The following is a 26,522-nucleotide window of genomic DNA, read 5'->3' on the forward strand; positions in this document are numbered from 1 at the left end:
GCGTTTCCTCCGTCCCGGAGCGGCTCAACCAAGGATAGAGCAGGGAGGAGATAGTCGGCCTTTGCATGTAGTAGGCGTGTGCAAGTATTGTTGACGCACGCATAGCGCATCTGCAATTTTTTGGGAAGGGTGTCCCCCTCATGCCTCTCGCGCTTCTGGCCCTCGCGACAGGGGCCTTCGGGATCGGAACGACCGAGTTCGTGATCATGGGCTTGCTGCCCGAGGTCGCGGGTGACTTCGGGGTCTCCATCCCCACGGCCGGCTTCCTGGTGACGGGCTACGCGCTCGGCGTCATGTTCGGCGCGCCACTGATGACGGTGCTCGGCACCAAGGTCTCCCGCAAACGGATGCTGATGCTGCTGATGGGCCTGTTCATCGTCGGCAACCTGCTGTCCGCCCTCGCTCCCGCCTTCGCCGTCATGCTGATCGGCCGCGTGGTCGCCTCACTCGCCCACGGTGCCTTCTTCGGCATCGGCTCCGTCGTCGCCGCCGACCTGGTCGCACCGGACAGGAAGGCCGGCGCCATCTCGATGATGTTCACCGGCCTGACCGTCGCCAATGTGGTCGGCGTGCCGCTGGGCACCCTCGTCGGGCAACACGTGGGCTGGCGCGTGACCTTCGGCATCGTCGCCGCCCTCGGCGTCGTCGGCCTGGCCGGTGTCGCCAGGCTGGTCCCCGACATGCCGAAGCCGGAGGGCGTGTACCTGCGTCACGAACTGGCCGCCCTCAAGAACGTCCAGGTCCTGCTCGCCATGGCGATGACCGTGCTCGGCTTCGGCGGTGTCTTCGCGGCCATCACCTACATCACGCCGATGATGACCCATGTCACCGGTTTCGCGGGCGGCTCCGTCACCTGGCTGTTGGTTCTCCTCGGCCTCGGCATGGTCGGTGGCAACCTCGTCGGCGGCAGGTTCGCCGACCGCGCCCTGATGCCCATGCTGTACGTCGCGCTGAGCGCCCTGGCGGTCGTGCTGGCGCTCTTCACCCTCACCGCCCACGACAAGGTCCTCGCGGCCGTCACGATCGCCCTGATCGGTGCTCTGGGCTTCGCCACCGTCCCGCCGCTGCAGAAGCGCGTCCTCGACCAGGCGCACGGCGCCCCGACGCTGGCCTCCGCCGTGAACATCGGTGCCTTCAACCTGGGCAACGCCCTCGCTGCCTGGCTGGGCGGCCTCGTCATCGCGGCCGGCCTCGGCTACACCGCCCCGAACTGGGTCGGCGCGGTGCTGGCGACGGGCGCCCTGGTCCTCGCCGTCCTCTCGGCGGCCCTGGAGCGCCGTGACCGCACGCCCAGCGCCGTGGTCGCGGGAGGCGCCCCCGCCGAGCAGCGGGCAGCCGTCCACCACTGAAGCGACCCGCTCAGCGGCTCTTCGACAACATGGAAGCGCCGGCCCCTGAAAGGGGGCCGGCGTTCTCCATACCGGGCCTCAGCCCGCGGCCACCGTCAGCGGAGCGAACCGTCGGGTCCAGTCGCCGGGCAGCTCCGTGATGCCGTAGGTCATGACCGCGTTGAAGGCGACCGACGCCAGCCCGCGCTCCTTCGCCCATGCCAGCAGTTCTTCGTGCCGTACGTCGATGTCGGTGCGCAGCGGGCGGTCGGTGTGGGCGGCGAGGGAGGCGATGAGGGCCTTCGCGGTCTCCGTGTCCCGGGCGATCAGGGGGCCGACCACATGCGTGTCCATGTTGGGCCAGGCGCCCGTGTACCCGATGAGGCGGCCGTCCTCCTCGGCCACGCGCAGTTGGTCGGTGAAGGCGGGCAGCCGCGTGATGATGTGCGTGCGATCCGCGCCGAACACTTCCTCGTCGAGCCGGAGGATCGCGCTGAGATCCTCAGCGGTGGCGGCACGTGTGGACACCTGCGACTCCATTCCGCCGGAAGTGAAGCGCCCGTGCAGCATCTCCGCCCGGCCGGTCACCTTGAAGCCGAGCTCCTCGTAGAGGGGGAGCCCGTACGGCGTCGCATGCAATGTCAGAGGCGTGGTGCCCAGCGTCGAGACCACCTGGCGCATCAACCGGCGTCCGACGCCTTGGCGGGCATGCCGTTCAGCGACCAGCACCATGCCGATGGCGCCCAGGTCGGGACGGTCCGGTGGGCCGTACTGGGTGACGACGCAGGCGCAGACGAGGCCGCCAGCGGGGTCGTCGACGCCGTAGCCCCTCCCGGCTGTGAGGAGGAAGCCCCACTTGTGCTCCTCGCGCGGCCACCCCCGGTTCTCGGACAAGTCGGCGCAGGCGGTGAGATCGCGGAGCGTCAGACGGCGAATGGGGAGAGCGGGGAGGGAAGGAGTCGGCACGCCGGTCAGGCTGTCCGATGGCCGGCCTCGGCGTCCACCTGTTTGCGGGCCGACGTACGTGCTTTTGGCCATGTCGTGGTCAACCGCACAGGTTGAGGAGAGGGGCGCGGTGTTTCACGTGAAACATGGGCGAACGCCAGATCTCATCGAGGTGCTGACCGTAAGGGCCTTTAGCCTCACTGTTCATGACGAGACTTCATCTCTTCGACATGGACGGCACTCTGCTGCACGGTACGTCAGCGCCCGTGGAGATCTCGCGGCAACTGGGTCTGGAAGCGGAGACGGTGGCATTGGACCAAGCGATCTCGGCCGGGCTGATAGATCCGCCGCAGTATGCGGCGCAGGTGTATTCCCTGTGGGCGGAGCTCACCGAGGCACACGTGGTGGCGGCATTCGAAGCGGCGCCTTGGCTGGCCCGTATCCAGGAGGTCTGGGCGGAGATCAGACGCGCGGGGGACTACTGCGCGGTCGTGTCGCTCTCGCCTTCCTTCTTCGTGGAACGCCTCATGAGCTGGGGAGCCCACGCGGCCCACGGTTCACGCTTTCCCACCGTGCCGTTCACGGAGCCCATGGACCCGACCGGTGTGCTCAGCGCCGTGGCCAAGGTGCGCATCGCCGATGAGCTGTGCCGGGAGTTCGGGGTGACGCGGGCCGACTGCGTCGCGTACGGCGACTCGCTGTCGGATCTGGATCTCTTCGGTGCGGTGCCGGTTTCCGTCGCGGTGAATGCGGACAGCCATCTGACCGGGCTCGCGACGTACTCCTACATGGGTAAAGATCTGTGGGAAGCCTATGAATTGGTACGCCACGACCGGTAATTGCGGAATTGACCGTTCGCCCCTCGGTCAAAACGTGGTGAGGGCAGGGGGGACTTGTGTACGGAGCCCTGACCGGTAGGGTCGTGTCCGGTTCGTGTCCGGAGCGCGACGCGCCCACTGCGAGCCGGGAGCAAGGCAATGCAGCCTAACGGGACGGAGTGATCGAAGACCCGCGTTTTCGGGTATGCGGCTGGAGCGCCCCCCACGCGGTGGGATGCTGCGGTGAGCACTGCGGCCCTTGTCACACTCTCGCCTTACTTGTCCGTACGGAGCGGGAATACGGGTTCAATGTGGCCGTATCGGCCGCGACACCGAACGGGAAAGCAAGCCGTCTACGGGGGAAGGCAGGCGCTTCCGAACGTGGAAGTGCGCAGACCGACCGAAAGATGTTCGAGGCGAGGCACACCATGGACGCTCCGACCACCAGGTCGGCCGACAACGGCACGTCCGGCGGCGGAGGCGGCTGGTTCACGCCGCGCAAGCAGCCGGCCCCCGGCTCCGGACCCGAAACCGCCGAGGGCGGCCGTCTGGCCGCGATGCGCCCGGTGGGCAGGGCCACAGCGGGCGACGACCCGCCGACCGACGCCTCCGCGGAACCGGTGACGACCGCAGACCCCGAACCGCTCGCCTACGCGGATGGCACGGAGGCCTCCGCCCCGAGCGACGTCCCCACACCGCCCGTCACGCGCACCGGCGGTATACCGCCCGCCCCGGGCACAGGCGGGACGCAGCCGGAGCGAACAACAGCGGCCGCCCGGACCGCGACCCTCGCGCCGATCGACGCCCAGGCCGCCCCCGACGATCACCGCGTCCCCACGCAGCGGCCCGCCCCCGCCCAGCAGGCCTCACCGGACGCCATCCTCGTCCGCCGCACCATGGCCGAGGTCGCCTCAGTGGCCGACAAGGTCACGTCGTACTTCTACGCGCTGCTCTTCGTACGCCACCCCGATCTGCGCCCGCTCTTCCCGGCCGCGATGGACGCCCAGCGGGACCGGTTGCTCAAGGCCCTGCTCACCGCCGCCGAGCACATCGACAACACGCCCGTCCTCGTCGACTATCTGCAGAACCTCGGTCGGGGTCACCGCAAGTACGGCACCCGCCCCGAGCACTACCCGGCCGTCGGCGAGTGCCTCATCGGCGCCCTCAGCAAGTACGCGGGGTCCGTGTGGGACGCCGAGACCGAGGCCGCCTGGGTCCGGACGTACACGACGATCTCGCAGGTCATGATCGACGCTGCGGCCGCCGACGAACTGCGTGCACCGGCCTGGTGGCAGGCGGAGGTCGTCTCGCACGACCTCAGGACCTCCGACGTCGCGGTGGTCACGGTTCGCCCCGACCAGCCGTACCCCTTCCTCGCCGGTCAGTACGCGAGCCTGGAGACGCCCTGGTGGCCCCGGGTGTGGCGGCACTACTCCTTCGCCTCGGCGCCCCGCTCCGACGGACTGCTCACGTTCCATGTGAAGGCGATCCCCGCCGGCTGGGTCTCCAACACCCTCGTCCACCGCGCCCGGCCCGGCGACGTCATCCGTCTCGGCCCCCCGGCCGGTTCGATGACCGTGGACCACACCACCGACAACGGCCTCCTCTGTCTGGGCGGCGGCACCGGCATTGCCCCCATCAAGGCACTCGTCGAGGACGTGGCCGAGCACGGCGAGCGGCGATCGGTCGAGGTCTTCTACGGTGCCCGCACCGACCACGACCTCTACGACATCGACACGATGCTCAGGCTCAAGCAGTCCCACCCCTGGCTGGAGGTCCGCCCGGTGGTCGACCGGCACGGCCTGCTCCAGCTCCCCGACGCCATACGCACCCATGGCCCCTGGACCGAGTACGACGCCTATGTCTCCGGCCCGCCCGGCATGATCCGCAGCGGGGTGGACGCGCTGAGGGACAGCGGAATACCGCCCGAGCGCATTCGGCACGACTCGGTGGAGGAACTTGTCGTCACCCTGGACTGAGCAGTGTGTCAGCCCAGGTCGGGAGCGTGCATGGCCCGTACGCCCTCGATGTTGCCGTCCAGGTAGTGCCGCAATGACAGGGGCACGAGGTGGACGGAGGCGATGCCCACCCGGGTGAACGGCACCCTGACGATCTCGTACTCGCCGATCGGCTCGTCCACCTCCGGGCCGTGTCGTAGTGCCGGGTCCATGGACTCCAGACGGCAGACGAAGAAGTGCTGTACCTTCACGCCGGTCGCGCCGCCGTCCTCGCCGATGTGCTCGACGGTGTCGACGAAGCAGGGCACGACATCGGTGATCTTGGCGCCGAGCTCCTCGTACACCTCGCGGTGCAGGGCGTCGACGACGGTCGTGTCCCCCGGCTCGACCCCACCGCCGGGCGTGAGCCAGTAGGGATCCACACCAGGCTTGGTGCGTTTGATCAGGATCAGGTCATCGCCGTCCAGGAGGACGGCACGGGCGGTGCGCTTGACCACGGGTCGGACGGTCATGGGAGGAATGTGGCCCGGCTGGTTCCACGTGAAACATCGCGAAACGTCACCATCGGAGCTCACTGCGTGACGCCCGAAGCGCGAGGCGCATCACAAGCCGAGGACGGCGCTCAGCACCAGTCGCCCGCGGTCCGCAGCAGCCACTCGTGCGCCCGCGCGATGTGCGGCATCGCCAACGTTCCGGTGCGCACCGCCAGGAAGTACGTCCGCAGCGGCGGCACCGCCGGGTCGTGCAGCGTGACCACGTCCCCGCGTTCGAGAGCGTCCGCACACAGATAGCGCGGCAGCACCGCGAGACCGGCGCCCGCGCTCGCGCAGGCGAGAACCGCCCGGAGGTCGGGAACCACGACGGTGCCCGAGGCGGCCGGGTGGCAGTCGAAGACGGAGGCCCAGTAGCGGGAGACGAAGGGCAGCGACTCGTGAACCTCGACGACGGGGAGGTTCTCCAACGTGGGCACGCCCTCGCGGCGCGGCTTCCCGGCATGGATCCGCTCGTTCCAGAGCGGGGCTGCCACGAGTACATGCTCCTCGTCGCACAGCGGGGTCGCCGTGAGCAGGGCGCCGCGCGGCCGGGCGGTGCTGATGGCCAGGTCGTGGTGACCGGCGGCCAGCCCCTCCAGGGCCTCCTCGGCGGTGCCGAACGAGGCGCGCAGGGCGAATCCCTGTCCGTCCCCGCCGGTGAGCTCCGTCAGGGCGGGCAGCGCCCGTTCCGCGGTGAACTCGGGAGGCCCGGCCAGATGCAGGGTGCGGAGGGAGGACTCGTCGTCGAGGCCCGTCTCGGCGATTTCCACCAAGGCGTCGAGATGCGGCGCGGCCTTGTGGGCGAGTTCGTCCCCCATCGTCGTCGGTGTCACTCCGCGGGCCTGTCTGAGGAACAGGGGACGGCCCAGTTGCCGCTCCAGGGTGCGGATCTGCGAGGTGACGGCCGGCTGGGACAGGCCCAGCAAGGCGGCGGCACGGGTGAAGGAGCCGGCCCGGTGCACGGTGACGAAGGTGCGCAGCAAGGCGAGGTCCATGTACGCCTCCCCTCTCACAGCCCTTCTCCGGCCCCCGGCCGCGCACAACTATAAATAAGTCGATAGGTCTCTGTCGCTACTGTGATTGGACACTGACACAGAGTCAACTAGCCTGGTTCGCGCGGTTCTTCGCCCGCAGAACCGAGGACGGTCCGAGCCACGAGGGGGGAGGCTCGGACCGTCCGTCGCACGGCGTGGGACACCGACCAGGTGTCCGTAATCCGGTCACCGGGCCGACTGCTCCAGCGCGCGCAGCACATCCGCCACGAGATCCTCGGGATCCTCGGCCCCGACCGAGAAGCGGATGAACCCCTCCGGCACCGCGTCCCCGCCCCAGCGACCGCGCCGCTCAGCGGTGGAGCGCACCCCGCCGAAGCTCGTCGCGTCGTCCACGAGCCGCAACGCCTCCAGAAAGCGCTCGGCACGCGCGCGTGTGGGCAGCGTGAAGGAGACCACGCAGCCATAGCGCCGCATCTGCCGTGAGGCGATCTTGTGCGAGGGGTCGTCGGACAGCCCGGGGTAGCGCAGTCCGGTCACCTCGGGCCGCTCGCGCAGTGCCTCGGCGAGCCGGAGAGCGGTGGCGTTCTGCTGGTCGACCCGCAGCTGGAGCGTGGCGATCGACCGGTGCGCCAGCCATGCCTCCATGGGCCCCGGAATCGCCCCGACGATCTTTCGCCAGCGCCGTACGGCGGCCATGGTGCCGCTGTCGCGGGCAGTGACGTAGCCCAGGAGGACGTCGCCGTGCCCGGTGAGCTGCTTGGTGCCGCTGGCCACCGAGAAGTCGGCGCCGAGCTCCAGCGGGCGCTGCCCGAGCGGCGTCGCCAGGGTGTTGTCGACGGCCACCAGGGCGCCACGCGCGTGTGCCGCCCCGACGAGCCGTCGGATGTCACACACGTCGAGGCCGGGGTTGGAGGGTGACTCGATCCACAGCAGCCGGGCGCCGTCGAGGACGTCGAGCTGGGCGTCGCCGCCGGTCGGCGCGGTGCGCACCTCGATGCCGAATGCCTCCAGCTGGGCGCGGACCAGAGGCAGCACCTGGTAGCCGTCGCTGGGCAGGACGACCGCGTCCCCGGCGCGCAGCTGGGAGAAGAGCACCGACGAGATGGCGGCCATGCCGGAGGCGAACACGAGCGTCTCGACGCCGTCCCGCCCCGGCGCCTCCAGCTCACCGATGGCCCGCTCCAGATGGGTCCAGGTCGGGTTCTCGTCCCGCCCGTAGGCGTACCCGCCGGTCGGCTCGCCCGGCAGGTGGAAGTGGGCGGCGAACACCGGGCCGGGCAGGGTCGGCTCGTACTTGACGGCTTCGGGCAGCCCGGCCCGCACCGCACGCGTCCCCTCACCGCTGCCCGCCGAGCCGACGCCGACCGAATCGGATCCGGTGCCGACCGCGCCGGTGTCAACCGAATCGCCCCGCTCACCCGCAGCCGAATCGTTCATGCAGCCCGTCCCTCCACATGTTCGCTGACTGCGGCGAGCAGCCCGGTGCTCGCCGCCTCCACCATCTCAAGGCACTCCTCGAAGCCGTCCACGCCCCCGTAGTAGGGGTCGGGAACGTCGAGGTCGTCACCCGCGCCGGGGTCGTACGAGCGCAGCAACCGCACCTTGCGCGCGTCCTCCTCGGTGGGGGCGAGGCGTCGCAGTGCCTTGAGATGGCCGGAGTCCAAGGCGATCACGAGGTCGAGACGGGCGAACCAGGCCGACCGGAACTGCCGGGCGGTGTGCTCGCTGCCGTAGCCGTTGTCCTCGAGGACCGTCACGGTGCGCGGGTCGGCTCCGTCACCCTCGTGCCAGCCGCCCGTGCCGGCGCTGTCGACCTCGACCAGACCGTCGAGACCGGCCTCCTCCACGCGCGCGCGGAAGACGGACTCGGCCATCGGCGAGCGGCAGATGTTGCCGGTGCAGACGAAGCAGACGCGGTAGGTCATCGCTCGGTCAGTCCTCGTCGGGCAGGACGACGTGCAGCGCCCAGGAGACGATGGAGATGATCAGACCGCCCACGACCGCCGTCCAGAAGCCCTCGACGTGGAAGCTCAGGTCCAGCTTGTCGGCCAGCCACGAGGTGAGCATCAGCATCAGGGCGTTGACCACCAGGGTGATCAGTCCGAGCGTCAGGATGAACAGCGGGAAGGTCAGCACCTTCACGATCGGCTTGACGACGAAGTTCACCAGGCCGAAGAGAAGAGCGATGACTATCAGGGTGCCGATCTTCTTGCCCGTGCTGTCACCGGTCAGGGTGATCTTGTCCAGCAGCCATACCGCGACCGCCAGGGCACCCGCGTTGGCGATCGTCTTGACTACGAAATTCTTCATGTGTCTGATCGTGGCAGAAGAGATCGGTTACGAGTGTGGGCGAGTGTGATGAAAGCATTCCGGTTGGATGAACTGGAGGCGGAGAGAGCCGCCAACGACGGCGCTTACCTTCAGTTCCTGCGGGAACGCAACATGTCGGTCGGGCTGTACGCGCTCGACGCCGGCGAGCACGATCCCCAGACCCCGCACAAGCAGGACGAGGTGTACTTCGTCGTGAGCGGGCGGGCCGCGATCACCGTGGGCCTGGAGACCACGCAGGTGGCGCGGGGCAGCGTGGTGTACGTACCGGCAGGCGTCGCCCACAAGTTCCACCACATCAGTGAGGACCTGCGGGTCATGGTGGTGTTCTCTCCACCTGAGGCCTGACCCCGCGTCTCGGGGTTCCCTAGGGGATCGGTCAGGGGAGGACAAGGGGTGCCGGGCCCCCGCCGGCCCCCCTCGCGGACCTAGCATCGATCGCAGGACATCGGAACATCCGGCACCGCACGTGCCGGGCACCACAGAGATGAGGACGAGGGCGATGCGAGAGATCTTCACGGGACTGCCGTGGTGGGTGAAGTGGATCGCGGTGCCGGTCATCGCCCTGGTCGTGTTCGGCGGGCTGATAGCCAGCGTCGTCGGTTTCGTGATCGGCCTGCTCTTCAAGGTGCTGGTCTTCGTGGCCCTGGTCGGCGGACTGATCTACGTGGTGCGGAAGTTCACGTCGAGCTCGTCGTCACGCAGCGACTGGTGAGACGTACGGGCAACCGGTGACCGGTCACGGGAATCACCGGTTCCCCCGGGCGAGGGAAGTTTCCCGGACAGCCCGTCTGCACGCGGTGGCGGACGGTTAGAGTCCGGAACTCGACGCGGGTACGACCCCGCGGGCGGCGTACACCCCCCACCCGTGCTCTTGGTACGGGCTGCCCCCTCGCGCTTCGGGAGTGACCCTTGGCCACGGTAGACACCGCACTCTCACAACTCCACCCACCCCAGGGGCAACCGCGCCCCTCCGCACCCCCGGTGCAGCGCCGGGCCGCCACGGCACCCGGTGAGCCGACGCATTCGGCGACCACTCTGATCGGATCCGTCCAGCGGGCGATGCGGCTCCTGGAGTCCGTCGCTGGGCACCAGCACGGTGCTCCCGCCAAACAACTGGCGCGTGAGACCGGCCTCGCGCTCCCCACGGCCTACCACCTGCTGCGCACCCTCGTCCACGAGGGCTATCTGCGCCGCGAGAAGGGGCTGTTCTTCCTCGGCGAGGCTGCCGAGCGGTTGAGCAGCAGCGGGGCGGCGCAGAAACGTCGCAGCACGGTCAACGACGCGCTCGCGCGGTGGCGCGATTCGCTCGGTGTGCCTGTGTACTACGCGGTCTACCGCGAGGGCGAGATCGAGGTCATGTGCGTCTCCGACACCGTTGCCAATCCCGCGGTGGAGGAGTGGGCCGACTTCCGTGAGACCGGTCACGCGCATGCCGTCGGGCAGTGCCTCCTCTCCCAACTCGACGAGGACGCCCGCCGCGACCACCTCGACCGCTACCCGGTGACCTCCCTCACGCCCTACACGGTGCGTGACGGACACGCCCTGTTGCGCCGGTTGGAGCGCACACGACGGATGGAACCGGTGGTCGAGCGACAGGAGTACGCCCTGGGGACGGTGTGTGCCGCGATCCCGATCACACTGGGCAACACCGCGGCCACGGTGGCCATCTCCCTGCCCTCCCACCAGGCCGACCGGCTGTTCCCCGTGGTGCACCGTCTCCAGGACGAGATGGGGCAGCTCCTGGGGTCGCTCGCGCTCTCTATCAGTATCTGAAAACTCACTCCTTGTGATCTCCTGTGTACGTTCAGCAAGATGCCACCAAGTGTCAGGGGTTCATTCCCGGCCAGGTGACGGCATATGACAGGACAGGCGATGCGCGAGTCCGTACAGGCAGAGGTCATGATGAGCTTTCTCGTCTCCGAGGAGCTCTCATTCCGTATCCCGGTGGAACTGCGGTACGAGGCCTGCGATCCCTATGCCGTACGGCTGACCTTCCATCTGCCCGGTGATGCCCCGGTGACCTGGGCCTTCGGTCGCGAGCTGCTGATCGACGGGGTGGGGCGGCCGTGCGGTGAGGGCGATGTGCGGGTCTCGCCGGTGGAACAGGACTCGCTGGGCGAGGTCCTGATCCGGCTTCAGGTCGGCTGTGACCACGCGCTGTTCCGCTCGTCCACGGCGCCGCTCGTGGCTTTCCTGGACCGCACCGACAAGCTGGTGCCGCTGGGCCAGGAGGGCGCGCTCGGCGACTTCGACGCCCACCTCGACGAGGCTCTGGACCGCATCCTGGCGGAGGAGCAGAGCGCCGGCTGAAGGCCTGCGGCAGCGGCGGAGGCGGAACGCTTCAGCTGTGGGCGGGGGATGCGCAGGAACGCTTCTTCTTTCGCACCTGGCGCGTGGCGGCTGTGGCGGCTTCTTTCGGTGGACGCCCAGTGTGGTGCTTTCGGAGGAAGCGTGTTGCAGCGCCGGGTGGCGCCCGGCCCAGTGCTCGCCCGCCTCAGCGCTTGCGCCGCCGGCCGCGGGTGCCGCGTACCGGGATCGGCCCCGTGTCCGCGGTGGCCGGTACCGCCGACGCCAGTGCTGTCTCGCCCTGACGGTCGGCCGAGACGACCAGGGCCGCCAGGGCCGTGGTGACCGGCACCGACGCGACCAGCCCGATCGAGCCCACCAGCGTGCGCACGATCTCCTCCGCGACCAGCTCGCTGTTGGCGACCGTACCGACGCCGCTCTGCGCGATCGAGAAGAGCAGCAACAGGGGCAGCGCCGCGCCCGCGTAGGCGAGGACCAGCGTGTTGACGACCGAGGCGATGTGGTCGCGGCCGATGCGGATACCGGCGCGGTACAGCCCCCGCCAGCCCATCGCCGGATTGGCCTCGTGCAGCTCCCACACCGCGGACGTCTGGGTGACCGTCACGTCGTCGAGGACACCGAGCGAGCCGATGATCACGCCGGCCAGCAGCAGACCACTCATGTCGATCTCGGGGTACAGCCCGTGGATCAGACCGGTGCTGTCGTCGGTGTTCCCGGTGAGCGCGGCCCAGTCGATGAACACCGAACCGAGGATGCCGATCAGCAGCAGCGAGATCAGAGTGCCCAGGACGGCCACGGACGTACGGGCCGACAGCCCGTGGCACAGGTAGAGGGCGACCAGCATGATGGCGCTCGACCCCACCACGGCCACGACCAGCGGGTTCGAACCCTGCAGGATCGCTGGCAGGATGAAGAAGTTCAGCACCATGAAGCTGATGGCCAGCGCGACCAGCGCCATGACACCGCGCAGCCGTCCCACGACGACGACGGCGAGGGCGAAGATACCGGCGAGCACCGTCATCGGGAGGCGGCGGTTGACGTCGGTGACCGAGTACTGCAGGTCCTTCGGTGCCGAGGGCTCGTAGGCGACCACTACCTCCTGGCCCTCGTGCAACTGCCGTGACTGGTCCGGCTGGACGATCTCCGTGAACGTACGGCCCGTGTCGTCGCCGGTGTCGACACGGATCGTCGCCTTCTTGCAGGTGCCGTTCGCCTGCTGCTGGGCGGAGGCCCCCTCGGCTGTGGGGGCGCCGCCGGTCGGGGCGCCCCCCGAGGCGTTCACCGACTTGCAGCTCACGCTCTCGACCTCGGTGACCGTGGCTTGCTGGGTCTGCCGGTCGAAACCGACGCCGGTGCGCTCGTGCGCGGGGGCACCGCCGGGCCACAGTACGGCCAGCCCGACCACGACCGCCGCGGCGAACGGGATGAGGATCGCCGCGATGACCTTGCGCAGATGCTTGGAGACAGGTGCGGCGGGACCGTGGCTGTGACTGTGCGAGTGGCCATGACCGTTGCCGCCACCCTCGTGCCCGTGCCCGGGGTCGTGGCCGTCTCCACCACCGACGCCCGGCCCGCGGCCACCTTCGGAGCCGGGACCATGCCGATGCGCGTCACCGCCACCGGGACCGAGCCCTTGGCCGCCGCCGGGACCGAACCCCTGCCCGCCCCCAGGTCCATGTCCCGGGCCGCGGTCTCCCGGACCATGTTCGTGCCCGCCGGCGAAGTCGTAGTCCTGACCGATGCCGGGGCCGGACCCGCGGGCGTGTTCGTCACCGAACGCGGCTCGCTGATCGTGGCCGCCGCCGTAACCAGGCGCGTCCCCACGGCCGTTGCCGTTTCCGCTGCCAGGTCGGCGGGGCGGCTCGTTCGGCGGGAACGGGTACTGCTGTCTCGTGGTCACCGCCCGATCATCGCAAGAACGACCGAGGCCCACTGTTCACCGCGCCACAAAGGACGCTAGCGTGGAGGCACCTTTGCACACGCGGGAGCTCGGAGCACCGGGCTGAGAGGGCGCTGACCTCCGTCTTCGCGATGTTTCACGTGGAACAGCGTGATGTTTCCCATGAAACGCCGACCGACGGAAACCGCTGCGTCGACCGCCGAACCTGTTACCGGGTAATGCCGGCGTAGGGAGTAGGTCTCATGACCAACAAGGACGCGCGCACGCCTGCCTCCATGCAGTCCCCCAGCAGCGAGGAGGCCGGGAAGTCCATCGGCTGGCACAAGGCGTATGTCGAGGGCTCACGCCCCGATCTGCGGGTGCCGGTCCGTCAGGTGCACCTCACCAACGGGCAGACAGTCACGCTCTACGACACCTCGGGCCCGTACACCGATCCGCTGGCCGACACCGACGTCCGTAGGGGCCTGCCGCCACTGCGGGAGAACTGGATCATCTCCCGTGGCGACACGGCGGAGTACGCGGGCCGTCCCGTCCGTCCCGAGGACGACGGGGTCAAGCACACCTCCCCGCGTGGCGGACTGCGCAACCTCGACGCGGTGTTCCCGGGTCGGCCCCGACAGCCGCGCCGCAGCCGTGACGGCAAGGCAGTCACGCAGCTCGCCTACGCGCGCCGAGGCGAGGTCACGCCCGAGATGGAGTACGTGGCCATCAGGGAGAACGTTTCGCCCGAGGTGGTGCGCGAGGAGATCGCGGCGGGTCGCGCGGTGCTGCCGGCCAATGTGAACCACCCGGAGATCGAGCCGATGATCATCGGCAAGCGGTTCCTGGTGAAGGTCAACGCAAACATCGGCAACTCCGCGGTGACCTCCTCCATCGAGGAGGAGGTCGAGAAGATGACCTGGGCGACCCGTTGGGGCGCCGACACCGTCATGGACCTGTCCACCGGCCGCAACATCCACACCACCCGCGAGTGGGTGCTGCGCAACTCCCCCGTCCCCATCGGCACGGTCCCGCTCTACCAGGCCCTCGAGAAGGTCGACGGCAAGGCCGAGGAGCTGACCTGGGAGATCTACAAGGACACGGTCATCGAACAGGCGGAGCAGGGCGTGGACTACATGACGGTCCATGCGGGTGTCCGGCTGCCGTACGTCCCGCTCACCGCCAACCGCAAGACCGGCATCGTCTCTCGCGGTGGCTCGATCATGGCGGCCTGGTGCCTCGCGCACCACAGGGAGTCGTTCCTGTACGAGCACTTCGAGGAACTCTGCGAGATCCTCGCCGCCTATGACGTCACCTACTCGCTGGGCGACGGTCTGCGGCCGGGCTCGATCGCGGACGCCAACGACGAGGCGCAGTTCGCGGAGTTGCGCACACTCGGGGAACTCAACACGATCGCCAAGCGTTTCAACGTACAGACCATGATCGAGGGCCCGGGCCACGTCCCGATGCACAAGATCAAGGAGAACATCGACCTTCAGCAGGAGATCTGCGATGAAGCTCCGTTCTATACGCTCGGCCCGCTGACGACAGACGTCGCGCCCGCGTACGACCACATCACCTCCGGCATCGGTGCCGCGATGATCGCCTGGTGGGGCACAGCCATGCTCTGCTACGTCACGCCCAAGGAGCACTTGGGCCTGCCCAACCGTGACGACGTCAAGACCGGCGTCATCACCTACAAGATCGCCGCCCATGCGGCCGACCTCGCCAAGGGGCACCCCGGTGCGCAGGAGTGGGACGACGCGCTGTCCGACGCCCGCTTCGAGTTCCGGTGGGAGGACCAGTTCAACCTGGCCCTCGATCCGGACACGGCACGGGAGTTCCACGACGAGACACTGCCGGCCGAGCCCGCCAAGACGGCTCATTTCTGCTCGATGTGCGGGCCGAAGTTCTGCTCGATGAAGATCTCCCAGGACATCCGCCGCGAACACGGCGGTACCCGGACGGAGGTCGAGGAGGGCATGGCTCAGAAGTCGAAGGAGTTCGCGGCCGCGGGCAACCGCGTGTACCTGCCGCTGGCCGACTGACCCGCGTCCACCGACCGGTGTGACCCCGGTGTGGCTTGCGCTCCCCTGGGCGGGGGCGCAAGCCTGGGGTTACTCGGGCTGGTGCTCGGGGCCCCCGAAGTCCGGGCTGGTGTAGTCCGGGCTGGAGAAGCTCGGGCGGGGGCCGCGGTCTCCGTCGTCGGCGGGGCTGGTGAAGCCGGGACGGCCGTAACCGAGGTGCGGGATGCGGCCGGTCGGGGCCGGCGGGGCCGCGGGGTGCAGTGCGGCCGTGGTGTCGGGAGCGGCGGCGAGGGCGTCTCGCAGGAACGGCAGGATGCCGCGCTCCAGGAGTGCCTCGTGCCAGGCTTCCCTGGCCCGCGTCACCTCTTCTTCCAGTTCGCCGTACGGACCGGCCGTCGGCGAGGGGCGGTTGCGCAGTGCGGTGAGCAGCAGCCCGACGGTGGCGACGAGGATCGCGGCCGCGGTCATGGCGCCGAACACCCATCCGGCGGTCAACAGGGTCTGGGCGAACGCCGGCTCAGGATCGAGCATCTTCAGGATGTAACCCACCAGCAGGAAGATCGCCGCGGCGGTTCCGGCGAGGACGGGCGCCAGGACCGCGACGACGGCGACGGCGCCCGCGCCTGCGGTCTCGGCGACCTCACCCATGGTGGCGGCGAGCCCCATCGTGCTCGCGTCCGGCTCGGAGGAACCGGAGTCGCGGGCCGACGACGGGGTGGACGGCGCCGGACGGCGCAGTTCCTCGCGGACCTTCACATAGTGCTGGTACTCGGTCGCCGCGGCCGCCGTGATGAACGTGGTGGCGTTGAGCGCCATGGTGCGCAGCTGTTCGGGATTGAGCCGCTGTCCCACAGCGGCCAGTTCCGGGCGGTGTGGTGCGGAGCGCAGCGCCTCGTCGAGGATCCGCTCGTACTCCTGGCGGTCCTCGCTGTGCAGGTGCTGCGGAACGCTGTTCATGTGCATCCCCCGATGCTCCGTAGGGCTTGGGGCTCGCATGCCAACGAGCCGTCGGGCAGAAACGGAGGGGAGCCTGCTACGGATAAGGCGATGGTAGAGCGGTGACGGCACACGTTGACAGGGGGTTTGCCGAAATTGGCCCCTGGCCTGCGCCGTCGCCCGTCGTTCCGACGCCCGGGGACGCCTGCCCGGTGAAGGTTCAGTTATCCAGGGGAAGTTGCTGGACCAGCAGCTTTCCGGCCATGGTCACCCCGCCGTCCATCGCGATGGCCAGCCCGTCGGCGTAGACGTGCGGTCCCTCGACCACCGGACCGGCCGGGTCCTCGCCCTCCTCGGAGCCGACCTCGCCGAGCAGGTACGGAATGGGGCTGTGGCCGTGAACGATGCGGGTGCCGCCGTACATGTCGAGCAGGGAGCGCACGGCGTCGGCACCGCCCTCGTCGCGGAAGGAGAACCGCTTGGTGAACTTGCGGAACAGGTCCCACACCTCGTCCGCGTCGTTGCGGGTGAGCGTCTCGCGGATGGTGTCGTTGACCGCCTCGATCGAGTCGCCGTAGTCGAGGTAGGCGGTCGTGTCGGAGTGCACGAGCAGGTGGCCGTCGACCTCCTCGACGGCGTCGAGGCGGGCCATCCACTGCAGGTGGTGGTCCTGGAGACGGTCCATGTCGGACTTCTGGCCGCCGTTGAGCAGCCAGGCCGCCTGGAAGGTGGCGGTGCCCGCGCCGGAGTTGACGGGAGTGTCGCCGAACCGCTTGGCGCCGAGCAGCAGCAGCTCGTGGTTGCCCATGAGGGCCTTGCAGTAGCCGCCTGCCGCGGCGGCTTCGGCGGACAGCCGCATCACCAGGTCGATGACGCCGATGCCGTCGGGGCCGCGGTCGGTGAAGTCGCCGAGGAACCACAACCGGGCGGTGCCCGCGCTCCACTGGCCTGCGGCGTCGACCAGGCCCTTCTCCTGGAGGGCGGCCAAGAGCTCGTCCAGGTAGCCGTGCACGTCACCGACGACGTACAGGGGGCCCTGGCCGGTGGCGGTGGCCTGCGGGGCCGTGGCCGCCGCCGGGTCAACCGTCACCTGGAGCGTGTCACCCCGGTTGATGACCGGCAGATCGCGCTGTGTGGGGGTGTAACCCTCCGGGTGCTCCAACGGCTCCTCGACCGGGCGCACCGCTTCCTCCGGTTGCGCACTGTGGTCGTACGGACCGGTCTCGTGGACGTAAGCGGGCACCCGGAAGTCGCGCAACGTCGCCGTGCGCTCCACCTCGGGTCCCTGACCGGCCCCCTGAGTCATCAGACCCCTCCACCATCGCGCCGCATCTGCACCGCATCGGACTGCCTGGTCGCAGCGGCCCGCGGTGTCGTGGGCCCATCATAGGAATGCGGATCGCGCCGTGTGATGACCCAGGGGTGGTGAATCGGAGCGGGGCTCCCGTTCATCGCGGCTTTCGCCCCGATTGGGCCGGGCTTCGTCCACCCCGGGCACAGCATGCCCATGTTGTGGCCCACACCCTCGCGCTACTCCTCCTCGGGTGCCCGGGGCGGGCTGACCGTCGTCCGCGGCGGACGACGCTGGGACGAGGTACGCACGATCAGCTCGGTCGGTATCACCTGCTCGACCGGTTGGTCCGACTCGACCCCTTCGATCGCGTCGATGAGGAGCTGGACCACCGCCGTGCCGATGCGGCGCGGCTTGAGGGAGAGCGTGGTGATGGGCGGCTCGGTGTTGGCGTACACGGTGGACTCGCTGCAGCAGACCAGCAGCAGGTCGTCGGGGACGCGCAGACCGTAGCGGCGGGCGGCGGCGAGCAGGTCGGTGCCGTTGGGGTCGAACAGTCCGTAGACGGCGTCAGGGCGGTCGGGCCGGGCGAGCAGCCGGTCGGCGGCGACGGCGCCCGCGCACGGATCGTGTGCCGGGTAGGCCTCGTACACGGGATCCTGGCCCACACGCTCGCACCAGCGCAGGTAGGCGGTCGTCGACAGGTGGGTGTACGTGTCCGTCGTCGTCCCCGTCAGCAGGCCGATGCGGCGGGCTCCGGCGTCGGCCAGGTGGTCGAGGATGCCCAGGACGGCGGCCTCGTGGTCGTTGTCGACCCACGCCGTGACCGGGAGCGCGCCGGCCGGGCGGCCGTCGGAGACGACCGGTAACCCCTGGCGGACCAGTTCGCTGACGACCGGGTCATGGTCGGAGGGGTCGATGACGACCGTGCCGTCGAGGGCGACGTTCGACCACACGTCGTGGCGGGAGGTCGCCGGCAGGATGACCAGCGCGTAGCCCCGGGCGAGCGCGGCCGAGGTCGCGGCGCGGGCCATCTCGGCGAAGTACGCGAACTCGGTGAAGGTGAAAGGTTCATCCCCGTACGTCGTCACGGTCAGGCCGATGAGGCCCGACTTGCCGGTACGGAGGGTTCTGGCGGCCGCCGACGGGCGATAGCCCAGCCGGTCGGCGACCTCACGGACATGGCGTCGGGTGGCGTCGGGGAGCCGGCCCTTGCCGTTGAGGGCGTCGGAGACGGTCGTGATGGAGACCCCGGCGGCGGCGGCCACGTCCCTGATGCCCGCCCGGCCCGGCCGGCTGCCTCGGCGTGAGGTTTCCGCGCGGCTCACCTGGTGCTTCCCTGCTGCTGTCATGGCGAGCCGATAGTAGGGCTCATGCGGTGGGGTAGGGCGGACGCATATGCACGCGTTGACAGGCACGTTTCTGCATGGCTGAGGGGCCTCAATTGCCTTGGAAATGAAGGAAGTTGAACGTCTTAGGCGCAGTACGTGACGTGGTGGCACGCATGAGCCTGCCAACTCTCCGATGTTTCGAAGAGGTCTCAACTCACCTTGACGGGGGATGCGCGCCACGGAGTGAGCCACCGGCGCATAGATATATGTATGACGCGCCCCCTGATTGGTACGCCTTCGTACGGTGATGCCCCGGATGCCGAGGGGAGCGCGGTGATTGTCGTTCACCAGTACGCAGCGGCGCCCAATCCTCATAGGGTGAGCAGTATTGGAAGCCGGTGGTCATGAGGAGGACTGCGGTGAGCGAGACGAGCCCCAAGTTGCGCGCCGAGCTGGACGGGATCCCCACCTACAAGCCGGGCAAGCGCGCCGCGGCCGGCGGCCCGGTCGCCTACAAGCTGTCCTCCAACGAGAATCCCTACCCGCCGTTGCCCGGCGTCATGGAGACCGTGACGGCGGCGGCCTGCAACTTCAACCGCTACCCCGACATGGCGTGCACGGGCCTCATGAACGAGCTGTCCGAACGCTTCGCCGTCCCGCTCTCCCACCTGGCCACCGGCACCGGCTCGGTCGGCGTGGCCCAGCAGCTGATCCAGGCCACCTCCGGTCCCGGCGACGAGGTGATCTACGCCTGGCGGTCCTTCGAGGCGTACCCGATCATCACGCAGATCAGCGGCGCGACGTCGGTGCAGGTGCCGCTGACACCGGGTGATGTGCACGACCTGGACGCGATGGCGGCCGCGATCACCGACCGGACCCGGCTGATCTTCGTCTGCAACCCCAACAACCCCACGGGCACGGTCGTGAAGCGGGCCGAGCTGGAGCGGTTCCTGGACCGGGTGCCCGGCGATGTTCTGGTCGTCCTCGACGAGGCGTACCGGGAGTTCATCCGCGACCCCGAGGTGCCCGACGGCGTCGAGCTGTACCGGGAACGGCCCAACGTCTGCGTCCTGCGGACGTTCTCCAAGGCGTACGGCCTGGCCGGGCTGCGGGTGGGCTTCGCGATCGCCCATGAGCCGGTCGCTGCGGCACTGCGCAAGACGGCGGTGCCGTTCGGTGTGAGCCAACTCGCACAGGACGCGGCGATCGCCTCGCTGCGCGCGGAGGACGAGCTGATCGGGCGGGTCGGCTCCCTGGTGTGCGAGCGCACTCGTGTGGTCGAGGCGCTGCGTGCCCAGGGCTGGACGGTTCCCGAGACGCAGGCCAACTTCGTGTGGCTGCGGCTGGGGGAGCACACGGTTGACTTTGCTGCAGCCTGCGAGCAGGCAGGTGCTGTGATCAGGCCTTTCCCCGGTGAGGGTGTGCGGGTGACCATCGGGGAGACCGAGGGGAACGACATCTTCCTGAAGGCGGCGGAAGGGTTCCGAAAGGACCTGTAAGGCTCTCGAAGACGCCACGCTCACCGAGCTGCCGGGCTCTGCTTCGCGCGAACCGATCCCTGGGTCCCCTGTTTCACGTGAAACAGGGGACCCCCCTTTTGGGGCCGGAAACCGGTGTTGCATAATGGCTTGTGAATGTGAACGCATTCACAAGCGTCAGAAGTAAGGAGCGGCGACGTGGACCTGGCTTTGGCGCCGGAGACCCTGGCACGCTGGCAGTTCGGCATCACGACCGTCTACCACTTCCTGTTCGTCCCCCTGACGATCTCCCTGGCAGCGCTGACCGCGGGTCTCCAGACCGCCTGGGTGCGGACGAAGAAGGAGAAGTACCTCAGGGCGACGAAGTTCTGGGGCAAGCTCTTCCTGATCAACATCGCGATGGGTGTCGTCACCGGCATCGTGCAGGAGTTCCAGTTCGGTATGAACTGGTCGGACTACTCCCGCTTCGTCGGTGACATCTTCGGTGCCCCGCTCGCCTTCGAGGCTCTCATCGCCTTCTTCTTCGAGTCCACCTTCATCGGGCTGTGGATCTTCGGCTGGGACAAGCTCCCCCCGAAGATCCACCTGGCCTGCATATGGATGGTCTCCCTCGGCACGATCCTGTCGGCCTACTTCATCCTCGCGGCCAACTCGTGGATGCAGCACCCGGTCGGATACAGGATCAACAAGGAGAAGGGCAGGGCCGAGCTCACCGACTTCTGGGCCGTCCTGACTCAGAACACCGCCCTCAGCCAGGCGTTCCACACCCTCTCCGCGGCCTTCCTGACCGGTGGCGCCTTCATGGTCGGCATCGCGGCCTTCCACCTCGCCCGCAAGAAGCACGTGCGGGAGATGAAGACCTCGCTGCGGCTCGGGCTGGTCACCGTGGTCATCGGTGGCATGCTCACCGCGATCAGCGGAGACGTCCTCGGCAAGGTCATGTTCGAGCAGCAGCCGATGAAGATGGCCGCGGCCGAGGCCCTGTGGGACGGCGAGGCGCCGGCGCCCTTCTCGGTCTTCGCCGTCGGCGACGTCGACAAGGGGCACAACAAGGTCGCCATCGAGATACCTGGCCTGCTGTCCTTCCTGGCCAAGGACGACTTCAGCTCGTACGTCCCCGGCATCAACGACGTCAACAAGGCCGAGCAGGAGAAGTTCGGGCCCGGCGACTACCGGCCCAACATCCCGGTCGCCTACTGGGGCTTCCGCTGGATGATCGGCTTCGGTATGACGTCCTTCGCGATCGGCCTGGCCGGACTGTGGCTGACCCGCAAGAAGTTCCTGCTGCCGCAGCACCTGAGGGTGGGTGACGACGAGGTGCCGCACCTGGCACTGCTGCCCGGGAAGGCCCTCAGCCCGACGCTCACCAAGTGGTACTGGCGCATCGCGATCCTCACCCTGGGCTTCCCGCTGATCGCCAACTCCTGGGGCTGGATCTTCACCGAGATGGGCCGCCAGCCGTGGGTCGTCTACGGCGTGCTCCAGACCCGTGACGCGGTCTCCCCCGGTGTCTCCCAGGGCGAGGTCCTCACCTCGATGATCGTCTTCACCGCCCTGTACGCCGTCCTCGCCGTCGTCGAGGTCAAGCTGCTGGTGAAGTACGTCAAGGCCGGTCCACCCGAGCTCACCGAGGCCGACCTCAACCCGCCCACGAAGATCGGCGGCGACTCCCGTGACGCCGACAAGCCGATGGCCTTCTCCTACTAGGCCGAGGGAGCTGCACTGTCATGGAACTGCACGACGTCTGGTTCGTCCTCATCGCCGTCCTGTGGATCGGCTACTTCTTCCTGGAGGGGTTCGACTTCGGGGTCGGCGTCCTCACCAAGCTGCTCGCCCGTGACCGGCCCGAGAAGCGGGTCCTGATCAACACCATCGGCCCCGTGTGGGACGGCAACGAGGTGTGGCTGCTGACGGCCGGCGGCGCGACCTTCGCCGCGTTCCCCGAGTGGTACGCCACGCTCTTCTCCGGCTTCTACCTGCCCCTGCTGCTGATCCTGGTCTGCCTGATCGTGCGGGGTGTCGCCTTCGAGTACCGGGTGAAGCGGCCCGAGGAGAGCTGGCAGCGCAACTGGGAGACCGCGATCTTCTGGACCTCACTGATCCCCGCCTTCATGTGGGGCGTGGCCTTCGGCAACATCGTGCGCGGCGTGAAGATCGACCAGCACTTCGAGTACGTCGGCAACGTAGGGGACCTCCTCAACCCGTACGCGCTCCTCGGCGGACTGGTGACGCTCACGCTGTTCACCTTCCACGGAGCGGTGTTCACCGCGCTCAAGACCGTCGGTGACATCCGGGAGCGGGCTCGGAAGCTGGCCCTCAAAGTCGGCCTGGTCACCGCCGCGCTCGCCCTGGTCTTCCTGCTGTGGACGCAGGTCGAGAGTGGTGACGGCAAGAGCCTGGTCGCGCTGGTCGTGGCGGTCACCGCGCTGGTCGCGGCGCTCGTGGCGAACCAGGCGGGGCGTGAGGGCTGGTCGTTCGCCCTGTCCGGTGTCACCATCGTGGCCGCCGTGGCGATGCTCTTCCTGACCCTCTTCCCGAACGTCATGCCGTCCTCGCTCAACGCGGACTGGAACCTCACGGTCACCAACGCCTCGTCGAGCCCGTACACCCTGAAGATCATGACCTGGTGTGCGGCGATCGCCACCCCGATCGTGATGCTGTACCAGGGCTGGACCTACTGGGTGTTCCGCAAGCGGATCGGCACCCAGCACCTCGCCGAAGCCACTCACTGAGGTGTGTTTCACGTGAAACCAATCGATCCACGTCTCCTCCGGTACGCCCGGGCCACCCGTCGCTTTCTGGTGGCGGTCGTCGGCCTGGGCGCCCTGGGCGCGGGGCTGGTCGTCGCACAGGCGATGCTCATCGCCGAGGCGGTGGTCGGCGCGTTCCAGCACGGTATGTCGGTCGCCGAACTCCGCACTCCCCTGCTGCTTCTGGTGGCTGTGGCGATCGGTCGTGCTCTGGTGTCCTGGCTCACCGAACTCGCCGCCCACCGCGCCAGCGCGGCGGTGAAGTCGGAACTGCGGGGGCGGCTGCTGGCGCGGGCCGCCGCACTCGGCCCGGGGTGGCTGAGCGGGCAGCGGACCGGATCGCTGGTGGCTCTCGCCACCCGGGGGGTCGACGCCCTCGACGACTACTTCTCGCGGTATCTGCCCCAGTTGGGGCTCGCGGTGGTCGTGCCGGTGGCGGTGCTGGCGCGGATCGTGACCGAGGACTGGGTCTCCGCCGCGATCATCGTCGGCACGCTGCCGTTGATCCCGGTCTTCATGATGCTGATCGGCTGGGCCACCCAGTCCCGGATGGACCGTCAGTGGCGGCTGCTCTCCCGGCTCTCCGGACACTTCCTGGACGTGGTCGCGGGACTGCCGACCTTGAAGGTGTTCGGGCGGGCGAAGGCACAGGCCGACTCGATCCGGCGCATCACCGGCGAGTACCGGCAGGCGACCATGCGGACGCTGCGGATCGCCTTCCTCTCCTCTTTCGCACTGGAGCTGCTCTCCACGCTCTCGGTGGCCCTGGTCGCCGTGACGATCGGTATGCGGCTCGTCCATGGCGAGATGGACCTGTACATCGGGCTGGTCATCCTCGTGCTCGCTCCCGAGGCGTATCTGCCGCTGCGCCAGGTCGGCGCGCAGTACCACGCGGCGGCGGAGGGGCTCGCGGCAGCAGAGGAGATCTTCGCCGTACTGGAGACCCCCTTGCCGGCCTCCGGCACGGATGCCGTACCGGCGGGCGGGGTGGCCTTCGAGGGCGTGACGGTCCGGTACCCGGGGCGGTCCGTGGACGCCGTGTCGGACGTGTCCTTCGACGTCGGCCCCGGGGAGACGGTGGCGCTCGTCGGGCCGAGCGGGGTGGGCAAGTCGACCCTGCTGAACGTGTTGCTGGGCTTCGTGCGTCCGACCGGGGGCCGGGTGCGGGCCGGGGGAGTCGATCTCGCCGAGGCCGACCTGGAGCAGTGGCGGTCTCGGATCGCGTGGGTGCCGCAGCGGCCGCACCTGTACGCGGGGACGATCGCCGAGAACGTACGGCTGGCGCGTCCCGACGCCGACGACGCCGCTGTCCGCAGGGCGTTGTCGGACGCCGGCGCGCTGGAATTCGTGGAGGCGCTGCCCGCCGGTGCGGAAACCGTGCTCGGGGAGGACGGGGCCGGACTGTCCGCGGGTCAGCGGCAGCGCCTCGCGCTGGCGCGGGCGTTCCTCGCGGACCGGCCCGTACTGCTGCTGGACGAACCGACCGCCGCGCTGGACGGGGAGACCGAGGCCGAGGTCGTGGCCGCGGTGCGGCGGCTGGCGGCCGGGCGGACGGTGCTGCTGGTGGTGCACCGGCCGGCGCTGCTGGGCGTGGCGGACCGGGTGGTGCGGCTCGCGGAGGCAGAGACGGCCGCCCGCGTCGACGCCGACGGCGGGGACGCCGAGCACGCTGATGTCGAGGGCAGGAATTCCGGGGCACGTCCGGTCGAGGCCGGTCCCGTGGGGCGCGAGCCCGTGGTCGACGCGTCCGCTTCCGGCGCGTCCGTCACGGAGCCCCGGGCGACCGCGGGGGGCGTTCTGGGCCGGGTTCGTGCCATGGCGGCTGCCCGGCGCGGGCGGCTCGCTCTCGCGCTGCTGCTGGGGAGCCTGGCGCTCGGCAGTGCCGTCGGGCTCATGGCCACGTCCGGGTGGCTCATCTCGCGGGCCTCGCAGCAGCCGCCCGTGCTCTATCTGATGGTGGCCGTGACGGCGACGCGGGCGTTCGGCATCGGCCGGGCCGTCTTCCGCTACGGAGAGCGGCTGGTGTCGCACGACGCCGTCCTGCGGATGCTGGCCGACACCCGGGTCGCCGTGTACCGCCGGCTGGAGCGACTGGCGCCCGCGGGGCTGAGCAGGGCCCGGCGGGGCGACCTGCTCTCGCGGCTCGTCGCCGATGTGGACGCGCTGCAGGACTACTGGCTGCGCTGGCTGCTTCCCGCCGGCGCCGCTGTCGTGGTCTCCGCCGGGTCCGTGGCCTTCACGGCGTGGCTGCTGCCCGAGGCGGGCGCCGTACTCGCCGCGGGACTCCTCGCGGCCGGAGTCGGCGTCCCGCTGGTCACCGGCGCTGTGGCGCGGCGCGCCGAACACCGGCTCGCCCCCGCCCGCGGGGTGCTCGCGACCCGCGCCGCCGACCTGCTCACCGGCACCGCTGAGCTGACCGTCGCCGGTGCCCTGCCCGGTCGTACGGAGCAGGTGCGTCAGGCGGACGCCGCGCTCACCCGGATCGCCTCGCGGGGCGCCACGGCCACGGCGCTCGGCGACGGACTGACCGCGCTCGTCTCCGGCCTGACCGTCGCGGCCGCGGCGCTCGTCGGCGCCCAGGCGGTGGCCGGCGGACGGCTGGGCGGTGTGGCGATGGCCGTCGTCGTCCTCACGCCGCTGGCCGCGTTCGAGGCCGTCCTCGGTCTGCCGCTCGCCGTGCAGCACCGGCAGCGGGTGCGCAGGAGCGCGGAGCGCGTCTACGAGGTCCTGGACTCCCCCGAACCCGTGCGCGAACCCGAGCGGCCCCGCCAGGCGCCCGCCTCGCCGTTCCCGCTCGTCGTCAAGGACCTGGCCGCCCGGCACACCGGGCAGGGCCGGGACGCCCTCGCCGGGCTCGACCTGACCCTCGAGGCCGGGCGGCGGATCGCCGTGGTCGGGCCGTCCGGGTCCGGCAAGACGACGCTCGCGCAGGTGCTGCTGCGGTTCCTGGACGCGGAGTCCGGTGCGTACACGCTGGGCGGCGTCGACGCGTACACGCTGGACGGCGACGACGTACGGCGGCTCGTGGGGCTGTGCGCGCAGGACGCGCACCTCTTCGACAGCTCGGTGCGCGAGAACCTGCTCCTGGCGAAGAAGGACGCCACCGAGGACGATCTGCGCGGCGCGCTCGCACGAGCCCGGCTGCTGGAATGGGCCGACAGCCTGCCCGACGGGCTCGACACGCTGATCGGCGAGCACGGGGCGCGGCTGTCGGGCGGACAGCGTCAACGCCTCGCCTTGGCCAGGGCGTTGCTCGCCGACTTCCCCGTCCTCGTGCTGGACGAGCCCGCCGAGCACCTGGACCTGCCGACCGCCGACGCGCTCACCGCTGATCTGCTGGCCGCGACCGCGGGCCGTACGACCCTGCTCATCACTCATCGGCTGGCCGGTCTGGAGGCCGTGGACGAGGTGATCGTGCTGGACGAGGGACGGATCGTGCAGCGTGGCTCCCACGACGAACTGACCGCCGCGGAGGGGCCGCTGCGGCGGATGCTGGAACGGGAAGCGGAGTCGGAGCTGTTGACGGAGGCGCGGTAGTCACGGCGAGCCGTGCGTCCGAGTGAGTCGCGGTACTGAGCCATCCGGGCGGATGGTTCCCCCAGGCGTACGACGTGA

General features: G+C 69.5%; 22 protein-coding genes and 1 riboswitch. Of the genes, 12 read left to right on the forward strand and 10 right to left on the reverse strand.

Annotated features, from left to right (window positions below):
* Positions 1-140 precede the first annotated feature (140 nt).
* On the forward strand, positions 141-1,349 hold the full coding sequence (locus ACGFNV_RS33085; RefSeq protein WP_393627561.1) for an MFS transporter: 1,209 nt from the start codon (positions 141-143) through the stop codon (positions 1,347-1,349).
* Between the two features lie 78 nt (positions 1,350-1,427).
* On the opposite strand, the gene ACGFNV_RS33090 is transcribed toward ACGFNV_RS33085, so the two are convergent.
* Positions 1,428-2,294: a GNAT family N-acetyltransferase gene (locus ACGFNV_RS33090; RefSeq protein ID WP_393627563.1), complete on the reverse strand. Its 867-nt coding sequence runs from the start codon at positions 2,292-2,294 to the stop codon at positions 1,428-1,430.
* 185 nt (positions 2,295-2,479) lie between these two features.
* Here ACGFNV_RS33090 and ACGFNV_RS33095 point away from each other — a divergent pair, with 185 nt between their 5' ends.
* Positions 2,480-3,112 carry an HAD family hydrolase gene (locus ACGFNV_RS33095; RefSeq protein ID WP_393627565.1) on the forward strand — a complete coding sequence of 211 codons (633 nt, stop codon included), beginning with the start codon at positions 2,480-2,482 and terminating at the stop codon, positions 3,110-3,112.
* Between the two features lie 407 nt (positions 3,113-3,519).
* Complete coding sequence (locus ACGFNV_RS33100) at positions 3,520-5,070, forward strand: globin domain-containing protein (protein ID WP_393627567.1); 1,551 nt, start codon at positions 3,520-3,522, stop codon at positions 5,068-5,070.
* A gap of 8 nt (positions 5,071-5,078) precedes the next feature.
* On the opposite strand, the gene ACGFNV_RS33105 is transcribed toward ACGFNV_RS33100, so the two are convergent.
* From ACGFNV_RS33105 to ACGFNV_RS33125, 5 genes are all read right to left on the reverse strand, one after another.
* Positions 5,079-5,561: an NUDIX hydrolase gene (locus ACGFNV_RS33105; RefSeq protein ID WP_133927997.1), complete on the reverse strand. Its 483-nt coding sequence runs from the start codon at positions 5,559-5,561 to the stop codon at positions 5,079-5,081.
* 110 nt (positions 5,562-5,671) lie between these two features.
* The gene (locus tag ACGFNV_RS33110; protein WP_393627569.1) at positions 5,672-6,577 is read right to left on the reverse strand and encodes a LysR family transcriptional regulator; all 906 of its coding nucleotides are present in this window, start codon (positions 6,575-6,577) and stop codon (positions 5,672-5,674) included.
* A 225-nt stretch (positions 6,578-6,802) separates the two neighbouring features.
* Complete coding sequence (locus ACGFNV_RS33115) at positions 6,803-8,014, reverse strand: cystathionine gamma-lyase (protein WP_393627571.1); 1,212 nt, start codon at positions 8,012-8,014, stop codon at positions 6,803-6,805.
* The gene (locus ACGFNV_RS33120) at positions 8,011-8,502 is read right to left on the reverse strand and encodes a low molecular weight protein-tyrosine-phosphatase (RefSeq protein ID WP_393627572.1); all 492 of its coding nucleotides are present in this window, start codon (positions 8,500-8,502) and stop codon (positions 8,011-8,013) included. The genes ACGFNV_RS33115 and ACGFNV_RS33120 overlap by 4 nt, the downstream gene beginning before the upstream one ends.
* 7 nt (positions 8,503-8,509) lie before the next feature.
* Positions 8,510-8,887, reverse strand: a complete 378-nt coding sequence (locus ACGFNV_RS33125; RefSeq protein ID WP_393627573.1) for a phage holin family protein — start codon at positions 8,885-8,887, stop codon at positions 8,510-8,512.
* A gap of 48 nt (positions 8,888-8,935) precedes the next feature.
* Between ACGFNV_RS33125 and ACGFNV_RS33130 the strand changes: the two genes are divergently transcribed.
* The 4 genes from ACGFNV_RS33130 (at position 8,936) to ACGFNV_RS33145 (ending at position 11,218) form a co-directional block, all read left to right on the forward strand.
* Positions 8,936-9,253: a cupin domain-containing protein gene (locus ACGFNV_RS33130; RefSeq protein ID WP_393627575.1), complete on the forward strand. Its 318-nt coding sequence runs from the start codon at positions 8,936-8,938 to the stop codon at positions 9,251-9,253.
* 154 nt (positions 9,254-9,407) lie between these two features.
* The gene (locus ACGFNV_RS33135; protein WP_020271174.1) at positions 9,408-9,620 is read left to right on the forward strand and encodes a DUF5326 family protein; all 213 of its coding nucleotides are present in this window, start codon (positions 9,408-9,410) and stop codon (positions 9,618-9,620) included.
* Between the two features lie 197 nt (positions 9,621-9,817).
* Positions 9,818-10,681 (forward strand): IclR family transcriptional regulator, encoded by an 864-nt coding sequence (locus ACGFNV_RS33140; RefSeq protein ID WP_393627576.1) that lies wholly within the window; start codon positions 9,818-9,820, stop codon positions 10,679-10,681.
* A 99-nt stretch (positions 10,682-10,780) separates the two neighbouring features.
* Positions 10,781-11,218 carry an SsgA family sporulation/cell division regulator gene (locus ACGFNV_RS33145; RefSeq protein ID WP_037674817.1) on the forward strand — a complete coding sequence of 146 codons (438 nt, stop codon included), beginning with the start codon at positions 10,781-10,783 and terminating at the stop codon, positions 11,216-11,218.
* Positions 11,219-11,402: 184 nt separating this feature from the next.
* Here ACGFNV_RS33145 and ACGFNV_RS33150 read toward each other — a convergent pair whose 3' ends face one another.
* Positions 11,403-13,115 (reverse strand): YibE/F family protein, encoded by a 1,713-nt coding sequence (locus tag ACGFNV_RS33150; protein WP_393627577.1) that lies wholly within the window; start codon positions 13,113-13,115, stop codon positions 11,403-11,405.
* A gap of 71 nt (positions 13,116-13,186) precedes the next feature.
* A riboswitch (TPP riboswitch) is annotated at positions 13,187-13,365 on the forward strand.
* Here ACGFNV_RS33150 and thiC point away from each other — a divergent pair.
* Positions 13,358-15,142: a phosphomethylpyrimidine synthase ThiC gene (thiC, locus tag ACGFNV_RS33155; RefSeq protein WP_393627578.1), complete on the forward strand. Its 1,785-nt coding sequence runs from the start codon at positions 13,358-13,360 to the stop codon at positions 15,140-15,142. Its footprint overlaps the riboswitch before it by 8 nt.
* A gap of 69 nt (positions 15,143-15,211) precedes the next feature.
* Here the strand turns inward: thiC and ACGFNV_RS33160 are convergent, their stop codons facing one another.
* The 3 genes from ACGFNV_RS33160 to ACGFNV_RS33170 all read right to left on the reverse strand — a co-directional run bounded on the left by ACGFNV_RS33160 (position 15,212) and on the right by ACGFNV_RS33170 (position 18,700).
* Positions 15,212-16,084: a hypothetical protein gene (locus ACGFNV_RS33160; protein ID WP_393627580.1), complete on the reverse strand. Its 873-nt coding sequence runs from the start codon at positions 16,082-16,084 to the stop codon at positions 15,212-15,214.
* Between the two features lie 193 nt (positions 16,085-16,277).
* Positions 16,278-17,363, reverse strand: coding sequence for a metallophosphoesterase (locus ACGFNV_RS33165; RefSeq protein ID WP_393627582.1), 1,086 nt, complete (start codon positions 17,361-17,363; stop codon positions 16,278-16,280).
* Between the two features lie 224 nt (positions 17,364-17,587).
* Positions 17,588-18,700, reverse strand: a complete 1,113-nt coding sequence (locus ACGFNV_RS33170; RefSeq protein WP_393627584.1) for a LacI family DNA-binding transcriptional regulator — start codon at positions 18,698-18,700, stop codon at positions 17,588-17,590.
* Positions 18,701-19,098: 398 nt separating this feature from the next.
* On the opposite strand from ACGFNV_RS33170, the gene hisC reads away from it, so the two are divergent.
* The 4 genes from hisC to cydD all read left to right on the forward strand — a co-directional run bounded on the left by hisC (position 19,099) and on the right by cydD (position 26,444).
* Positions 19,099-20,178: a histidinol-phosphate transaminase gene (hisC, locus tag ACGFNV_RS33175; RefSeq protein ID WP_393627586.1), complete on the forward strand. Its 1,080-nt coding sequence runs from the start codon at positions 19,099-19,101 to the stop codon at positions 20,176-20,178.
* A 177-nt stretch (positions 20,179-20,355) separates the two neighbouring features.
* Entirely contained in the window at positions 20,356-21,864 is a 1,509-nt protein-coding gene (locus ACGFNV_RS33180) for a cytochrome ubiquinol oxidase subunit I (protein ID WP_393627588.1), read from the forward strand.
* Between the two features lie 20 nt (positions 21,865-21,884).
* Positions 21,885-22,889: a cytochrome d ubiquinol oxidase subunit II gene (cydB, locus tag ACGFNV_RS33185; protein WP_393627589.1), complete on the forward strand. Its 1,005-nt coding sequence runs from the start codon at positions 21,885-21,887 to the stop codon at positions 22,887-22,889.
* Positions 22,890-22,901: 12 nt separating this feature from the next.
* Positions 22,902-26,444: a thiol reductant ABC exporter subunit CydD gene (gene cydD, locus ACGFNV_RS33190; protein ID WP_393627591.1), complete on the forward strand. Its 3,543-nt coding sequence runs from the start codon at positions 22,902-22,904 to the stop codon at positions 26,442-26,444.
* Positions 26,445-26,522 lie beyond the last annotated feature (78 nt).

The organism is Streptomyces sp. NPDC048751 (assembly GCF_043198595.1).
In the GTDB taxonomy this organism is placed as follows: domain Bacteria; phylum Actinomycetota; class Actinomycetes; order Streptomycetales; family Streptomycetaceae; genus Streptomyces.